Source organism: Pararhizobium sp. A13, assembly GCF_040126305.1.
GTDB lineage: Bacteria > Pseudomonadota > Alphaproteobacteria > Rhizobiales > Rhizobiaceae > Pararhizobium.
In genome coordinates this window covers 1,207,715-1,223,345 of the sequence record NZ_CP149511.1, presented here as the reverse complement: position 1 = coordinate 1,223,345, position 15,631 = coordinate 1,207,715, and the positions used below count along the sequence as shown (strand labels likewise).

General features: G+C 58.8%; 17 protein-coding genes. 4 read left to right on the top strand and 13 right to left on the bottom strand.

Translation table 11 applies throughout. The features are described from left to right. Nucleotides 1-172 precede the first annotated feature (172 nt). The 13 genes from WI754_RS27385 to WI754_RS27325 are packed head-to-tail and all read right to left on the bottom strand — an operon-like array spanning nucleotide 173 to nucleotide 12,960. Entirely contained in the window at nucleotides 173-2,203 is a 2,031-nt protein-coding gene (locus WI754_RS27385) for a type IV secretory system conjugative DNA transfer family protein (protein ID WP_341487127.1), read from the bottom strand. Further along, the gene (virB11, locus tag WI754_RS27380) at nucleotides 2,200-3,228 is read right to left on the bottom strand and encodes a P-type DNA transfer ATPase VirB11 (RefSeq protein ID WP_341487126.1); all 1,029 of its coding nucleotides are present in this window, start codon (nucleotides 3,226-3,228) and stop codon (nucleotides 2,200-2,202) included. Before virB11 ends, WI754_RS27385 begins: the two co-directional genes overlap by 4 nt. Next, a complete protein-coding gene (gene virB10 / locus WI754_RS27375) occupies nucleotides 3,194-4,444 on the bottom strand; it encodes a type IV secretion system protein VirB10 (protein WP_341487125.1) in 1,251 nt (416 codons plus the stop codon). Before virB10 ends, virB11 begins: the two co-directional genes overlap by 35 nt. After that, a complete protein-coding gene (locus WI754_RS27370) occupies nucleotides 4,444-5,253 on the bottom strand; it encodes a TrbG/VirB9 family P-type conjugative transfer protein (protein WP_341487124.1) in 810 nt (269 codons plus the stop codon). Before WI754_RS27370 ends, virB10 begins: the two co-directional genes overlap by 1 nt. Next, entirely contained in the window at nucleotides 5,253-5,945 is a 693-nt protein-coding gene (locus WI754_RS27365) for a type IV secretion system protein (RefSeq protein ID WP_341487123.1), read from the bottom strand. Before WI754_RS27365 ends, WI754_RS27370 begins: the two co-directional genes overlap by 1 nt. Nucleotides 5,946-5,981: 36 nt before the next feature. Then, on the bottom strand, nucleotides 5,982-7,001 hold the full coding sequence (locus WI754_RS27360) for a type IV secretion system protein (protein ID WP_341487122.1): 1,020 nt from the start codon (nucleotides 6,999-7,001) through the stop codon (nucleotides 5,982-5,984). A gap of 3 nt (nucleotides 7,002-7,004) precedes the next feature. Continuing rightward, nucleotides 7,005-7,220 carry a hypothetical protein gene (locus WI754_RS27355; protein WP_341487121.1) on the bottom strand — a complete coding sequence of 72 codons (216 nt, stop codon included), beginning with the start codon at nucleotides 7,218-7,220 and terminating at the stop codon, nucleotides 7,005-7,007. Continuing rightward, nucleotides 7,210-7,911, bottom strand: coding sequence for a type IV secretion system protein (locus tag WI754_RS27350; RefSeq protein ID WP_341487120.1), 702 nt, complete (start codon nucleotides 7,909-7,911; stop codon nucleotides 7,210-7,212). The genes WI754_RS27355 and WI754_RS27350 overlap by 11 nt, the downstream gene beginning before the upstream one ends. Nucleotides 7,912-7,924: 13 nt before the next feature. Then, nucleotides 7,925-9,007: a lytic transglycosylase domain-containing protein gene (locus WI754_RS27345; RefSeq protein WP_341487119.1), complete on the bottom strand. Its 1,083-nt coding sequence runs from the start codon at nucleotides 9,005-9,007 to the stop codon at nucleotides 7,925-7,927. Further along, complete coding sequence (locus WI754_RS27340) at nucleotides 9,004-11,418, bottom strand: VirB4 family type IV secretion system protein (protein WP_341487118.1); 2,415 nt, start codon at nucleotides 11,416-11,418, stop codon at nucleotides 9,004-9,006. Before WI754_RS27340 ends, WI754_RS27345 begins: the two co-directional genes overlap by 4 nt. A gap of 5 nt (nucleotides 11,419-11,423) precedes the next feature. Beyond that, the gene (locus tag WI754_RS27335) at nucleotides 11,424-11,723 is read right to left on the bottom strand and encodes a VirB3 family type IV secretion system protein (protein ID WP_341487117.1); all 300 of its coding nucleotides are present in this window, start codon (nucleotides 11,721-11,723) and stop codon (nucleotides 11,424-11,426) included. Nucleotides 11,724-11,726: 3 nt separating this feature from the next. Continuing rightward, a complete protein-coding gene (locus WI754_RS27330; RefSeq protein WP_341487116.1) occupies nucleotides 11,727-12,065 on the bottom strand; it encodes a TrbC/VirB2 family protein in 339 nt (112 codons plus the stop codon). Between the two features lie 16 nt (nucleotides 12,066-12,081). Beyond that, on the bottom strand, nucleotides 12,082-12,960 hold the full coding sequence (locus WI754_RS27325) for a lytic transglycosylase domain-containing protein (RefSeq protein ID WP_349438019.1): 879 nt from the start codon (nucleotides 12,958-12,960) through the stop codon (nucleotides 12,082-12,084). Between the two features lie 170 nt (nucleotides 12,961-13,130). Between WI754_RS27325 and WI754_RS27320 the strand changes: the two genes are divergently transcribed. From WI754_RS27320 to WI754_RS27305, 4 genes are all read left to right on the top strand, one after another. Further along, a complete protein-coding gene (locus WI754_RS27320; RefSeq protein WP_341487113.1) occupies nucleotides 13,131-13,763 on the top strand; it encodes a hypothetical protein in 633 nt (210 codons plus the stop codon). Between the two features lie 11 nt (nucleotides 13,764-13,774). Beyond that, the gene (locus WI754_RS27315; protein WP_341488022.1) at nucleotides 13,775-14,299 is read left to right on the top strand and encodes a thermonuclease family protein; all 525 of its coding nucleotides are present in this window, start codon (nucleotides 13,775-13,777) and stop codon (nucleotides 14,297-14,299) included. A gap of 62 nt (nucleotides 14,300-14,361) precedes the next feature. Further along, entirely contained in the window at nucleotides 14,362-14,967 is a 606-nt protein-coding gene (locus WI754_RS27310; protein ID WP_349438018.1) for a thermonuclease family protein, read from the top strand. A gap of 29 nt (nucleotides 14,968-14,996) precedes the next feature. Beyond that, nucleotides 14,997-15,623 (top strand): hypothetical protein, encoded by a 627-nt coding sequence (locus tag WI754_RS27305; protein WP_341487111.1) that lies wholly within the window; start codon nucleotides 14,997-14,999, stop codon nucleotides 15,621-15,623. Nucleotides 15,624-15,631: the final 8 nt, after the last annotated feature.

Here is a 15,631-nt window from a genome sequence, read left to right as displayed (position 1 = left end):
TGCGATGCCCGCGATGTCCGCAATGGGCGCGAAGGAGACTCCGTCCGCCTGCAACTCCTGGGCGCATTTGGGGCCGAGATTTGAAACGGTCGAGAAGATTTATAGCACTTCCCAACGCGGTTTGATTGCCCTCATTTCTAAACTGCCTTGGTGGACTCGGCTGCGAGAACCGCTATGCAAGACCTATTTCAACCGGGTCCGGAACTGTTTGGTTGAGAATTTCAGCAATACTCCGGCGGTCGCGCGCTGAAAGACCTGGGGCTTGAGCCAACGTCGATTCGACCACTTCACGCAAACGCTCTGCGGTCGGTTTTAACTGGGCCTCTACCCCCGTGCTGCGGTAAAGTGCTGCTTCCTCGCGGCCGCCTTCCGCTGCGGCATTGCCGTCGCTGCCGGGAAATTTCCGAACGCGAGAGCTCACGGGCAAACTCCTGGCGATCATTAAAGGCACAATATCGGCACTGGTCGCTGTCGTGATCGGTGTTACGTCGGTCCCGATCGAACGTGGAGAGCCACCGTACTCCGCTTCGGTTGCCGGCACTGGAAGCGAGGGAACAAATTCCGTCTCTGGAACGACGGGCTTGTTTTCGAGGGATACTTGTGCCGCCATCTTAAACGGGCCGACTTCATGATATCTGAGCTTGCCTGCGAATATCGGCCGCTGACCTTCGACCAGAAGAATCATGCGATCCTCCGGCATCTGTCGCACTTCCTGTGGCATCATCAGGTCACGTTCGCGAATTTGCTCGACTTTTGTTCGACGCGGAAGGCCCATCCGTTCCAGCGTGCGGGATTCGGATTTGTACCGGATGGTTTTCTTGCCAAGCGCGCGGGAGGCATACTCGGCCGTGGCCTGGTCGTTGGCACCAAGAATAAGCTGCAAACCGCAATTGCCGAGCAAGGAATGGCGTGATGTCTCACCATAGATCTCGTCGAGGTTTTTGAGATCCTGAATGACGAAGGCTATTTTGATGTTGTAGCCGGCCACGTAGGGCAGCTTGTTCATGATCTCGTCCATTTTCTTCAGCTGCCGAAACTCGTCGAGGAGGAAATAGGCGGGCAGGGCGCCCGGATCAAATTCACGCGTAAGCAGATCCATGCTCTGCTGTACGAACAGGGTGAGGAGCGGCCGCAAGAGGGTGACGTCGCTGATATTCGGGGCAAGGTAGATCGACACCGGCCTACGGCGCATCGATGCAAGGTCGATGTCGGTCACGTTGGTTGCCGCAATCACCCGCTCATTGCGAAACGGCTGCATCGCCTTCTGGATATCCAGGAGTGCTGATCGCGCGGCTCGCTCGTTCAGGGCGATATAGGCGTTGAAGCTGTCGGTCGTGAATCTGGAAAGGTCGGGTTCCTTCTCCTTGATCAACTTCATCAGCCCCTGCAAATCGACGCCTGCATTCAAGATGCTGTTGACCTCGCCAAGATTGCGCCGGTTCTTGTAGCGGGTGCTTTCCAGCACGTAGCTGATGACACCGGCGATGACCTGTTGCGCAGTCCCTTGCCACACCGCGTTTTCCGAGCCGATGGTCTCGGGAATGAGGATGCTCGCCATATTCTGGATATCGATCGTGCGGCTTCCGCGATCTTGCCGGACAAAGTCAAGCGGGTTCCATCGATGCGTCTTCTTCGCGCCCGGCGAGAACAGAAAGACCTGATGGCCATTCGACTTTCTATAGCCAGCCGTATGCTGGAAGATCTCGCCCTTGAGATCAGTGACGATCATGGATCCCGGAAAGGTCAGTGCGTTGGGGATGACATAGCAAACGCCCTTTCCAGAGCGCGTCGGGCCGATGACGAGATGATGCCGATCGTCCCGCCGTCGTAGAATCTTGCGGCCGAGCCGTCCCAATATATGTCCATCTTTTCGAAACCACCTCCCCCGCCGGATCGAGGCGACGTCCTGGAACGCGGCGTCGCCGAGCGGGTTGGAGGGTCTCTGAAGACCAAAGGCGGCTGCAGCGCTCGCCATCATCATTGCCGGCAATAGTGCACCAACGGCCGCGATCTGCAGAGGCCGATTGTCGGAATAGCGCATGAGCTGTTGGAAAGGCGTGAACGGATTTGCGGTCACCGTCAACTGAAGCACTCGACCATCCTCGTAGACGAGCTGCAGGATGACAGCGTAGCTCAGCACCCACACCGCAACCGCGATGAGGCAACAAAAGAGCAGATAGGCCGCCAGATAGGTCCTGTTCATGCCGCATGCCTGGCAAAGTAAATCTCCGATACACCGCGGCAGCCACCGTCGCGACGAAGCTGGATCACGACCGGAATGACCATCTGGATGTAGGACATCAGATCCTGCTTGGAGTAACCGGACGACATTCCCGCTTGCTGCATCATCATCGCCAGCTGTTCGTAGGCACCAAGCGGCGTGTCCGCGTGGACTGTGGACATGCTTCCGGGGTGACCGGTATTGATTGCGCGCAGAAAGGCAAAAGCCTCCGCGCCCCTGATTTCACCGACGAACAGCCGGTCAGGCCGCATACGCAGAGACGCCTCGAGCAATGACTGGATGCTGACGTGTGCCGTGCCTTGATCGCCCCGCGACGCCAGGAGATGGACGGCATTCTTCTGCGGTGGAAATAGCTCACGCGTATCTTCGAGTGTCAGGATGCGCTCGAATAGGTCGATGGACTTCAGGCAAGCGTTCAGGAACGTCGTCTTGCCAGTCGAGGTGCCGCCACTGATCAGGATCGAAACCCGTTTGCGAATTGCAGCATGAATGAAGTCGTAGATGCGCTCCGCGCGCAGGAGCTCGATCAGGTCACGTTCGACCTCGCTCAGACCGCCAACGGCGACCGACACCTTTTCCAGCGAGCCGTTGTCGCGATATTCCTCAAGGGTGAAGTTGCTGGTGACCTGTTTGCGGATCGAGATGGCGCCGCCATCGACGGCTGCGGGCGGGAGCACGATCTGGATGCGCTCGCCTGTCGGAAGTGCAGCACTCAGGATGGGATTGATGCGGCTGATGAACTGGTGCGTCGCGCCGGCGACGCGCTCGCCGATATTCTCGATCTCTGCCGCGGTGAGCACTGGGATATGATGATGTTCCATCACCTCCGCGCCAAGCCGCTCAATGTAGACATGGCCCGGCCGATTGACCGAAATCTCGACGACGGTGGGATCGGCCAGGAATGCGCGCAGCGGATCCAAAGCCCGTTCCAGGAAATAGTAGGGGCTGTTCTCAGCGGCTTTGATTTTGGCGAAGGCCTCGCTCATGCTTGATCTCCTTCAAGGCGTTCTCGACCGGGTCCGGATACATGGCGGAGAAATCGAGGTCCTGGCGGACGTAGACGAAGATGCGCTCGCCCTGGTGAACGCGGATCGTCGGCGAAATCTTGAGGTTTTCTGCGAGCGCCTGATTGGCCATGTCGGAGAAGGTCTGGGCGATCGTCTCGCGGGCAAGCTCAGCGGCGCGATCGGAATTGGATTCGCCGTCCCCGCTGCTACTAAATTGGCCGCTGCCATAGCCGGTCAGATAGCTTGATCCGGCGCCGACAATCGACAAGAGGATCGCCGATCCGAAACGCTCACGCCACTTGTTGTCGACGAGGCCGGTCAACCCGGAGCGACCAAGGCTATCGGTGCCGATGCTGTTCAGCCTGACCGACACGCCGTCGTCGCGAAGAAGACGGGTCCAGATGACAAAGATGCGTTTCTGACCACGGGTGACCTCTGACTGATACTCGCCGATGAGCCGTGTGCCGGTTGGGATCAGCACTCGACGTCCATCGAAGGAATAGACATCCTGTGAGACGATGGCTCGAATCTGGCCTGGTAGATCACTGTTGATCGCGGTCTCGAGCAGGCCAGGGATCAAAGTTCCCTCGGGGATCATCGCATCCAGGCGCCCGATTTGCCGCGCTTTTGCCGATCGGTCACCAATTGCCGATGCGGTCGCGAGGAACTTGCTGTTGCGATCCTCGCCAGCGACGGTCGGCCTGCCTTCGTCGTTGCCAGACGTGAGGGGTCCTTGTCCATTGTCGGCATCTGCGGTGTCCACCACGACCTGCTTTGACAGGAAACGCTTCGGAAATTCTTCTACTTCCACAGGCTGGACCGGCGTTTCGCCCTCAACCTCAACGATACCAGGCGGAGGCGGAACGTTGAACTCAGTCGTGTCCGATGGTTCCTCCTCTTTCTCCTCGGGGGGAGGATCCGGCAACTTGATGATGGGATCGGGTTCTTTTTCCGGCTGCTTCTGATCATCACGCAGAAATGAGGGCGGCCGGAAGGTCGTGGTTGCGAACTCCTCGTCGCCCTTGACACTTTCTGGCAGGCGCTTTTCGGGCGCGAAGACGACGATATAGGCGAGTGCCGCGCCGCCGAGGACAAGTGCTGCACTTCCGAGGAACTGCTTTCGCCGCGCTCGCTTGTCCTTCACTGCCGTCTCGTCGCCGGCCAGCATTGCTTCGAGTTCGGGAGACCGCTGCATCAGTTTCCACTCCTACGGCGTGTCGTCGCTTTTCCATCTGGGACTGGTGCCATGATATCGGGGTCGGGGGCGCCGAAGTCCGGCTTCCTCAGATTGAAGATGCAGGTCCATTGATCGCCATCGCGCAGTGTGTATTGGGTCGCAGTGCCGTCGATGACGAGGTAGTCGCCTTCACGCCGGAAGTTTCGAAGCGTCTCCGTGAAGTCGGCATTGACGGCGAAGATCGCCGGCACGCGGGCGCCGAATTTGAAGAAGGTCTTTTTCCCGTCGTCGAAAACCATCAGCGGCTTCAGTTTGCTGTCACCGGAAAACGAGTAGTCGATATTGACGTTGGCCTTGTCGATTTCCGAGATGTTCGGATTGGCCGCGCGCGCTTCTGCCTCCTTTCGCAAGGAGGCATTGAGATCCTTCTCGGGGTAGACGAAGCGGATGCCGAAGACGTTTTTGCCGTCTTCGGGCGCATAGTCGTTGAGCTCAAGGTAGTAGATGCGCTTGGTGGTGACGACATTCATATTGGTCGTGACGTTTTTCGCCTTGGGTTTGACGAAGAGGATGTTGCCCTTGTCGGTCGGAACAACGTCCCAGCTATCGGTATCACCCAAGGCAACAGTCTCGAATTTCTCGTCCTCGTCGAAGATGATCATCGTCGAGATGCCATAGGTGGCAAACACGCGAACAACGTTGTTCGGCTGATAGACGACGCTCGTGACGCGCGGATCGAGGCGACCGGAGGCCGGGGTCTGGGCTGCGAAGGCGGTGGGAAGCGAGGCGATTGTCATCATGCCAGCAAGGAAACGAAGCCGCATCATCAGCGGTTCCCCTCGGTGACCGTTTCCTGGTCACGGCGGTAATCGTAGACCTGGAAACCAAGGGGGTTCTCGAAGCGCCACTCATTTGTCGCCGGCGTGTCGGTATAGCGATATCGGACAACAGCGATCCAATGACGGGGAATGGACTCCGTTTCCGATTGTTCGACGGTCGCAAAGCGCACGATGCCGGTGCTGGCGTTCGGAAAGGTGACCGAAGCGATCTCGGTCGTGACCCGTTTGCTCCTGCCGTAGACTCTGGCGGGATTCCGGGCGTTGGCAGCGCTATACAGGTCCTGGAGCTCGCGAGCGGCATTTCCTGTCGATAGAAGCGCGGCGATGCCGAAGTTCTGCTCGATGGCATAGGGGTCGTAGCCTTCGCGCGACCGGATGTAGCGGACGATATTAGCCTGGGTCACCGCCTGCTGCTCGGTAAGGTTTGTCGGTCGCGTCAGGCCGGTCTTCACCTCGACATAGCCGGTATTCCTGTCGACTTCGACGATATAGGGCTCGAAGCTTTTCAAGGGAACGAGCATGGCGAGCGTGGCCAGACTGACGAGGGTAATGGCGCCAAAGATGCTCGTGACTAACCAGGCGAGTGTTCGCGAGCGCTTTGCTTTCTTGACGATCTCCTGTTCCCAGATATCACCGCTTTGATAGTAAGTGCGTAGACGTTCGTCATTCGTACCCGCCATTTGCCCTCATGCCCTTCAGAGGATTGATCTGGCCGCTCAGGCCGGTGTGCTGTGCTGCGTTATTTTTGTTTGCATCGCGGCCTTGGTGCCAGAGTTGTCGCCATCGCCGCGGTATCGATCGCGCAAGGAACGGCCGGCTCTGTAAGCCGCTCGGCCCGCAGAGTTGGCTCCGAGGCCAGCGGCCATGGGCGCCTTGATGCCCACCTTTTTCGCCATACTGGTCCCGACTGATCCGACGCCAGCGGCAATGCCGCCAGCGATACCCTGTCCGATCGACTGGATGTAGAACATGACGAATGCGCCAGCCGCGCAGAGAAGCAGGAACCCGGCAATGTCGGCGAGCGTCAGCGTCCTGGCGCCGCTCGCCGCATCGATCTGGGAGAGCTCGGGGTCCATGGCGGCGATCAGAAAGGAGGCGACGACATAGATGAACAACGGGATCAGCGCGTAGGTCAGGACCTGATTGAACCAGCCGACCCCGTATCCCCGGGTTTTCTCAAACAGCATGCAGGCGATGAAAATCGGCGCTGTCCCGATCAACACCCACAGCATCACTTTCGCCAGAATGAGGATCGCCAGTGCGACGGCAATAAACACGCCGGCCCCGACCATGATCAGTACCCCGATCATGCTGGGCAGGACGGAAAAATAGCCGGATTGCTCTGCAAAGGCGGAAGCGGCCTGATTGGCGGTCCTCCAGATCTGCGACAATCCGTTGGTTGGCTCGGTGATGCCGGTACCGGACGCGGCCAGGATCGCACGACCGACGTCCTCGGGCGTGTCGTTGATCCAGTGGTAGAACAGATTGTTGAAGTTCGCCCAGGAACTGACGAGCGCCAGAATGATCATCATCCGGACGATGCGCCCGATAATTTCGGAAACGCCGATCCGGGCGGTGCCCAGAAACAGCTGAAGACCATAATACGCGACATAGGCCACCAGCATGATTTGCAGCAGCGGCATGATTTCCTGGCCGACGACCGTGTACGCCTTTTCCGAAAACGTCGTCCCGGAATCCTCGATACGCTGCAGCAGGTCGCCGAGAAAGTCTTCCATTGCCTATTGTTCCATTCCAATGGCTGCGAACGCGGCGGCCGGATCGTTGATCGCGCGCATCGCCCCGCAGGTCTGGCGCGGATCTTGCGCATAGGAACTGAGCTCAGCCGGCCGCTTGCATGGGGCGGTTTTTTCCTTGACGGTTCCGCACCCCGATAGAGCTGCCATGGCAAGGATGGCACTCAAGCAAACAAGCGGCCGCATCAGGTCAATTTCCATAGGTGAGGGCTTTTTTGCTGTTCGAAATGTCGGTCAGGCGGCGCTGGTTCTCCGCCTGCAGCGATGTCACGGCGCCATTCATCACCCCGATCATTTCATTGAGGGTGAGGCCCGACTGGACCTGCAGCTGGGTATTCTGGTCGATCGAACCCTTGATATCCTCGGCCTTGCCGATCTGTTGTCCAGCCGCCTCAAAGGCACTGCGCCGCGCTTCCGTTGCCGTTTGCGACCCGTTGATCAGGGCTGAAACGCCAAGCACGGTATTGACCAACTGCTCGTAGGATTTATCGCCGGAGAAATTGCTGTTCTCGGTGCCGGAAAGAGATTTCACCAACTGCAGGCCGTTGATGAAGGCTGTGGCGACTTTCGAAACATCACCACTCATATTGCCGAAATCCGGGACGCCGCCTTTGATCAGGCTATCGAGGGATGGCATGGACGAGACGCTGAAGCCCTGGCCGATTGCAAGGTTTTGCAATGGCTCGGCAGTGCTGCCCCGATCGCCGGTGACGGCCTTCAGCGTATCCTTGACCGTGGTCAGGATATTCTTGTTGGTGTCGAGGATCCGGTCGGTTGTGTCCGCCGTCTGTTTGGCGATCTCGTAATTTTGTCTGTCGATGACCGGCACATCGGCAAGGGCGAGGCCAAGCGGCAACAAGACAAATGCAGCAGTTATCGTCGCAAGCTTCATGATCGGCTCTCCTCTATTGGGGTTGCAGCAACAGCTGAACGTCGGCGTCACCTTCGCGTTGTTCGACGCAGGCCTGCTTCACGGGATCCCACGCCAGTTTTTGTTGCGCGTCGCAGAGACCCGTCGTATCGCCCGACTTGTCTTCGTCGCCGCCGCGCTGCGTGGATTGCGACGAACTTGAGAGATCGGAAGCCGCAACGGCGTTGCGGGAATTGATCAGATCGGCCATCGCAGTGCTAAGTTTGATGACGTTGTTCATCATTTCCAGATTGGCGTTGCGCGCGGTGGAGTTATGGTCCCAGCTGTCCTGGATGGTCCCGGTCTGCAGACCCGCCAACTGTTGGTACCAACTTCCCACATTGGCCAAGCTCTCCGACGTCGCAGCCGTGGTACCCATGGCATTCAGGGTGGAGTCCCGCATGCCTGTGTAAGCTGTTTCGCCACCACCGTAGTTCAGTGGAATGCCCGACTTTTCCGAGCCGCCGAAGGCCGGCAACCAGTCCTGGGTGATGCTGCGGACGTAGCCTTGGGTCTCCTTGAATGGGGGAATCCCACCGTATTTGTTGACGTTGCCGGGACCGGAGTTATAGGCGGCAAGCGCCAGCGCGACGTTCCCGTTATAGCGCCACAGCTGCCGCTTGTAGAAATGGGCGCCGCCTCGCAGATTGTCCTCGATGTTGTTCTCGTTAACGCCAAGATCGTCTGCGGTACCCGGCATCAATTGCGCAAGTCCGGTCGCGCCAGCGCCGGATTTGGCGCAAGGGTTGAACCGACTTTCCTGATAGACGAGCGCGAGGAACTCGTTTTCGTCGACGCCCTCTTCGCGTGCGACACGGCGCACCAGCCCGGAGATCTCCGAGTTTTGCTCGGCGGCACCAACCGGATCGTTTCGACGCGAAGGGCGATACATCGAGCAGGTAACCGAGGTATTGATCGTGTGGCGGTCTTTGTCGGTGTCTTCGATCGCGCTCGCCGTCCCGTCGCGCACTGTGTCTTGGCTGAGGATCGTCTTGTCGATCACGGGGACATCGGCCCTGGCTGAAGGCGGCAAATCGACCGCGGCAACCACGAAAAGCGGGAGAGCAAGCCGTTTCATGGCCAGGCCTCCCAACCGCAAAATTGCGGGAGCCAGGCAGACGGCGCATCACCCAGTTCGTGCCTTAGCCGCGCGCATTCCTCGATGGTCTCCTTGCGGCCGGACAACACTTTGATCATGTCCGGCATTGTGCTGAGGTCGAGCCTGGCAATGACGCTGTCGTTGCCATGCTTGATGAGAAACGTGCGCTTCTCGGGCGGCGTGGTCCGGACGAAGTTGAATTCCTTCACCGTCAGCCCAAGGCGCCGGATGTAACTTTCCTCGTCGGCGCGCGGATTGGGAAAATGGATGTTGGTCGATGATTGCTCGATCAGCGTGTGGGATGCGGGGGCGCGCGCGATATCGGCCGCCGACTGGGTGCCGAACCCGACGATCCCATTCAGTTTTCGGATCGTCTTCATCTTGTCGACGATGAAATCACTGAAGGTTGGATCTCGCAAAAGGCGCCAGCCTTCGTCCATGAAGATCATCACCGGCGAACCATCGAGAAGCTCGTCGAGACGGTGGAAGATGTACATCAAGGCCGGCGTTCTGAGCTCTTCGTTGTCGAGAATGTTGGTCATGTCAAAACCGAACACCCTGCGGTCCGAAAGGGTGAGGACATCGTGCGGAGCGTTGAAGAGCCAGGCCTTTTCTCCGTCGATCCACGGCCGCAGGCGCGCATTCAGGTCGTTCGGGCCAGCCCGCGACCGGCCGATCAAGAGCCCTGCGAGGTTCGCAAGGTTTCGCTGGGCCGCGGGCTCCTGCATGAGCCGCAGCAAAGCACGCTCAAGAATGTCCTCTTCTTCCTGATCGAAGTCGCGGCCATCGCCACGGCGAAGCATCGCCTTCAGCAAGCGCAAGAGGAACTCCCGGTTTGGCCCGGCATTTTCCAGCTGAAGCGGATTAAAACCCGTGGGCGTTCCAGGAGTCAGAACCTCGTAAGCGCCATTCATGGCGCGAACGAACGTCTCACCGCCTCGGTCCTTGTCGAAGAAGACAGCCTTGGGCGTGGGCTGAACCCGGAAGGCCTGAGCAAGCAGGAAGGCGAGAGCGACGGTCTTGCCGGAGCCGGTCGGGCCGGTCACCAGAAAATGGCCGATGTCCCTTCGATGGAAATTGAACCAATAGGGCGTCTGGCTGGTCGTCTCCAGGATGGTGATCGGCGTGCCCCAATGGGTGTCGTCGGTTTGACCGGCGGCGAAGTTGTGCATCGAGGAAAGACCGGCAAAATTGGAGCTGGAGAGGAGAGCCTTCCGGGCGATGTAGGCATGATTGCCGGGCAGTTGCGCCCAGAACGCTGCCTCGAGATTGAGGTCTTCCCGCAGCCAATTGACATTCATGTCTGTCAGGCCGGCGCCGAGATCCGAGACAGCCTTGTTGACGCCATCCAGATCGCGCGACAGGCAAAGCAGGGTCATGTGATGGAGGCCGAACACCGCCTCCTGGTTCATCAGGCTGTTGAGGGCGAAATCGATATCGTTCTCGACGTCACTGCCGGCTTCGTCGGACGCCGCGATTTGCCGCTTCAGGCGTGAGATCCGCTCCTGAGCGATCGGCTTATCGGCAATCGTGAAGGACTGCGTCAGAATGAATTCATGGTTGACCTGCAAGAGCCCGTCGAGCATGCCTGGACCCGTAAAGGGCGGATACTCCTTGATCGACAGCATGGCACCGAAACGGTCGTCCGCTTTTGTCGGTCCCTGCACCTGCAGGGTGCGCCTGGAGAAGTGCAAGCGCGAGCTCCCGACATAATATGCAATACTCATGCGGGGCAGGCGCATCTGTCGGGGAATGCCGCAGCTCACCAGGGCATCGAAGAATTCGCTGGGCTCGGAATAGGGCTCTTCGTTGCGGTAGGTGATGCCAAGCGGACGAGCCCCGTACTTTTGCAAATCGCGGCAGATATTGCCGACAAGCTCTTCGAGCTCGCTGACGGATTCCCGCAACTGATCCTCGGCCGCTTCGTGCGATCCTGCTCTGGTTATGAGGCGACGCGCCTTGTCGCCGGCCGCAAGCGCCCCTCGCATTCCGGTGCGCAACACACTCAGGTAGAGTTCATTGGTGAACATGCGCTTTTCGCTGAGCTGCGCCATGTAGCGGCGATTGAGCAGATCACAGAACGGATCCTCGAATGAGCCTGCGAGATCACCTTCGACCTGTCGGCGAATCACGGTGGACCACAGCGAGAAGCGGCTGGAGCCGAGCGCCCGGATCATCGTATTCTGGACGACGGACCGCATGTTCAGTTCAGCCTGATCCTCTGTCTGAAAAAACAGGCCGTTCAGGCGAATGACGGAGAGGAGAGCGCCGCTCTCGAGTTTGACCACCGTGTCGGCGACATGCCGCAGATAGGGGATATGCTTCGACATCGGCTTTTCCCGACCGGCGATGGCTCCGAAGCCAAGCTCTTCGCGGATGAGTTTCAGCATGGCCGTCACGGTCCGTAGGAGTTGGCGCCCCAGAACGGCTTGTTGGGCGTCTTCGGCGTCATGCGCACTGCGACCTGCAGCACATCGAGAATGCGGCTGTCCCACGTGCAAAGCGTGAAGAGAATGAGGTAGGCAACCGGCGCGGTCAGCAGCGCCCATACGGTGTTGGTCGCGAGCCAGGCGATGATCGTAAGCCCGATGACCACGACAATCGCCATATAGGGAACACCCCACAGTGTGGGCGAACGCGTGAGACCGATGATCAACGGCGTGAGGGCCGGCTTGTCGTCTTCGAACTCGGCCATGGCTCAATTCCCGACGGTCGACATCAGCTGGTCGACAATGGCCGGCGCGCCGAACACAAGCCCGATGCCAAGGACAACTGCTCCTGCCGTGAACCAGCTCAGACGGCCGGCAAACGCCAGGAACCCAAGGCCGATGACGGCGATGATGGCGACCAAGCGACCGAACGGACCGGTGATAAAATCAACAACCGCCTGAACCACCGTCTGGAGTGGCGCGAAAGCCTGATTGGTAGCCTGCGCCATCGCGATGTCCGCGGCGATAAGCTGCGATGCCGCAAGCGCCGACAGGATCGTAGCGAAACGCACTGCGTTCTTTTGTCTTTGCGATAGGATGAGCTTCATTTCCGTCTCCTCTGGTTCAGAAGTGCATGACACCGTTGACGAACCGGATGCCTCGTCCGCCGATTACGCCGCTGGCCTTCCGGTCGGGAATGGATGGTTCATGTGCGGATATCGCATCGCGCGTGTCGCGCTCTTGGCGCCGTATCTGCAGACCGAGTTCGCGATTGATGACTGAGGCCACGTAGCGGATGGTTTCGCCGTAGGGCGGGATGCCGCCATTGTCATAGACGGCCCTTCTGCCGGCGTTGTAGGCCGCGGCCGCGACCAGCGGGTTCTTGAATTCGTCGATGAGGGCTTTGAGGTGACGGACCCCGCCGTCAATATTGGATGCCGGATCGCACAGGTCTCGCACACCGAGACTGAACGCGGTGTCGGGCATGAGTTGCATTGGCCCGCGTGCACCCTCCGGGCTATTGCGGGTCTGATCGAACCGGCTTTCCGCCCACGCGATCGCCTTGGCAAATTCGGGATCGACGCCATAGGCTTTAGCCGTAACACCGACAAGATCTTCGATCTCCCCCGGTTTCATGGGAGAGGCGCCGCATTCGGTCGCAAGGCTCGGACGTTTAGCCATGTATGAATATGACGTGTTCATATTTTTGGACGAGTTGATTTCATCCCGCGATGGCTCCCTCGCGGTCTCGAGAGCGGCCGTTGGGCGCGCATATGACCAAGATTTGTTCATGCCTTGGGCATGCTGGATTTTGACAAGAGTCCCGGAAGGTTCGAGCACAAAACCTTCGGCTGGTCTCGATGAGCGCCTGTCAACGATCAGTGCTGGTGTATCGAAAGGTCGTAATGTCCCGCTGGAAAAGCGCTTATTATCAAATGAATATGCATCCTCGAAAGGAAATACGAGAACGGGCAGGGCGGCCAAAATGCTGATCCGTTTCAATCTCAAGGTTCGTCCTCACATTTTCCGTTGCTGTTCGGTCTCGTGCTCAAAGGCCGTTGAGTTTTGGGAAACTGTTGCAATTTCCCTTTTCAGTCGTTACCGAATATGTTCATATCTACAATGAAAATGTTGAGTCGCAAAGCGAAAAATTACACCCACTGGATGTATCCATGTTGACGCAATCGGTAACGCGAATTATCCGCAAACGAGCAATCCTCGCAGGGCCAGCCATTTTCCTGGCCGCCCAGGCATGGGCCGGCGGGGCAGTCGATCGTGCCTATGTGAAATCGCTGGCCGCCCCCGGAAAGGTGGTTCTGGTGGTCGAATACTATGATCCCGCAGGAAAGATCGTGGATCGAATGGGGTTCGCCTCGCCGAGCGGATTTCGCGCCAAGTCGCCCGTGGATATCGCGGTCGATGCCGAAGTTGGTCTGCACCTGTATGGGCTTGAGCCCTGCCGGGGCGAAATGGTCAACCAGAAGGAGGGTTTCGCAGGTGGCTGTGGTGACTATGCGCGCGAGCAGCTGGATATCATGCTGAAAGCTGCCAAAGTCATCTTTTGCCGCGCGTTCCTGACCGAGCGAAATGCGCCTCTGCAGGATGCCACCTGCTTCGGATACTACAATTATCCGGGCACCCTGGACACGGTTGATAACTTTGAGGAACAACTGGTTTCGCTTGGAGCCCTTCGACTGTCAAGAAAGCAGGACGGTACTCTGATGCGGCCGGATCTTGAAGACGCAGAGAGAATCGGCCGGGGCGGATTTGGCATGTGGGCCGATCCGAGGGTGGTGGCGCAATGAAGCCATTCCTGATCAAGAGCGCGATTGCGGCCACCCTTTCCGTGACCCCAGTCCATGCTGCGCCCGCGGGTTATTTCGAGCTCTCGCAAGGCGCTGTGTTCGAAACGGGAGACACCGTCGTTACCGGGGGAAAACGCATTCGGCTCTATGGGCTCCAGTCTTGTTTGCGAGGCACCTCCTACACTGACCGGTCAGGAACCAGACGCGATTGCGGCGAAGCGTCGATCGCAGTTCTGGCTGCCTTCATCAAGGACACAGAACCCGTCTGTGCTCCGGTGGCCGAACAGGACGATCTAACCTTCGTCATATGCTACGCCGCGGTCGGGAACGAGCGACTTGACCTCGCAATGATGATGATCACGGAGGGTTACGGTTTCGCAACCCTGAGAGCCGACGGACTGCCGGTCCATGCTCCCTATGCTGTCGCAGAGCAGGTAGCACGCGAGAGGCGCAGAGGGCTCTGGCGGTTCACGGACGTCCAGCATCCGGCAGTTTTCCTCAGTCATGCGGCGAAGAACGCAAAGAGGGCACCATGATCCGGACGGTGATTTTCGCTCTCTCAGTTTTGATCGCTTCCGGCGAGGGCAGGGCGGCCGACGTGATCGGTGGTTCGTCGGAAAAGCAGGTGGTTGTCCGCCGAGGTACGGTATCGGGGCAAGTGGTTGTGATCGACGGACGAACGCTTTGGTTTGCCAACCACCGAATGCTTGTACGGTTGAGAGAAATCGACAGCTGTGATCTGCCGCAATGGGCTTTTGATCCAAGGGCGGCCCAAGCCAGGAATAGTTCTCTTGTCCCCGTGCCATGCGGCGCCCTGGCGAAGGCTTGGTTGAAGCGCACCGTGGGCAGTCGCGTCGTCAGCTGTAGCCTTGCCGTTCGAGACGTTTCTGATGTGGCGAGCGGCGTCTGCAAGGCAAGCGGTCGGGATATCGCTCACGAAATGCTGCGCGTCGGATGGGCGAGACTGATCGCGCCCGTTTCGCGCAACGGTGGATACCTTGACGCACAACACCATGCCGTCGCCGCCCGATATGGGATGTGGGCGACCTATGTACTCGACATGGCCGAGTGGCGTCAAAAGGCAATCGACAAGACGGCGGGTCGCCGGCCGCTCGCGGATCTCAACCTTCTTTCTGAGCGCAGCAGCGAGATTTCACCGCCGTTCACGGACGCGCGACGCCAGCCGTCACGTCGCGACCGATAATCGTTCGTCGCCTGTAGGGAGAGAGGCCTATGAAAAACCTGCTCGCATCGATGCTCTCAGTCACAGTCGCCAGTTTTCTGATGTCTCCTTCCAAAGCCAATGAATGGGGCTGCGAAGTCCTCCTTTGCGCGGCTTCCTCCAATCCATCCTGGCACAGCGTTCCGGCATGCCATCCTCCGATGGAGAAATTGATTTCCGCGATGAAGGGGCCTGGATTTTCCTGGCCAACCTGCCCCAAAGGTGGCGCCGGCAAACCAGGTTATGAGAAATATGCGGATTGCCCGGCGGGTTGGGCACCAACCACCGGCGGCGACGTGCGGGGTCAGGGATTTTCGCGTGAACAATCGCAGTGCACGCGCGCAGTGACGACCTGCAAAGGCGGACACAGCTCTTCCGGATTCTCAAGCCGCAGCCGCACCGAGACGACCGCCGACGGCGTTACGCGGGTCTTCTCCAGAAATGAATGGTGCGTATTCACGGAATTTAAGCAGCGACCCAGGCGCAGCGATCCCTATTATTTCGATATCAAGGACGGGGCGACAGATCGGTCAGATCGGTTCTGGTTTAATCTGCAAAAGCGACCCCGGCTAAAACGAGAAATCCGACGGCGTGTTCAAGTTCCACCGGGGTCAAATCTGGAGCATCACTTCAATTGACCACCCCC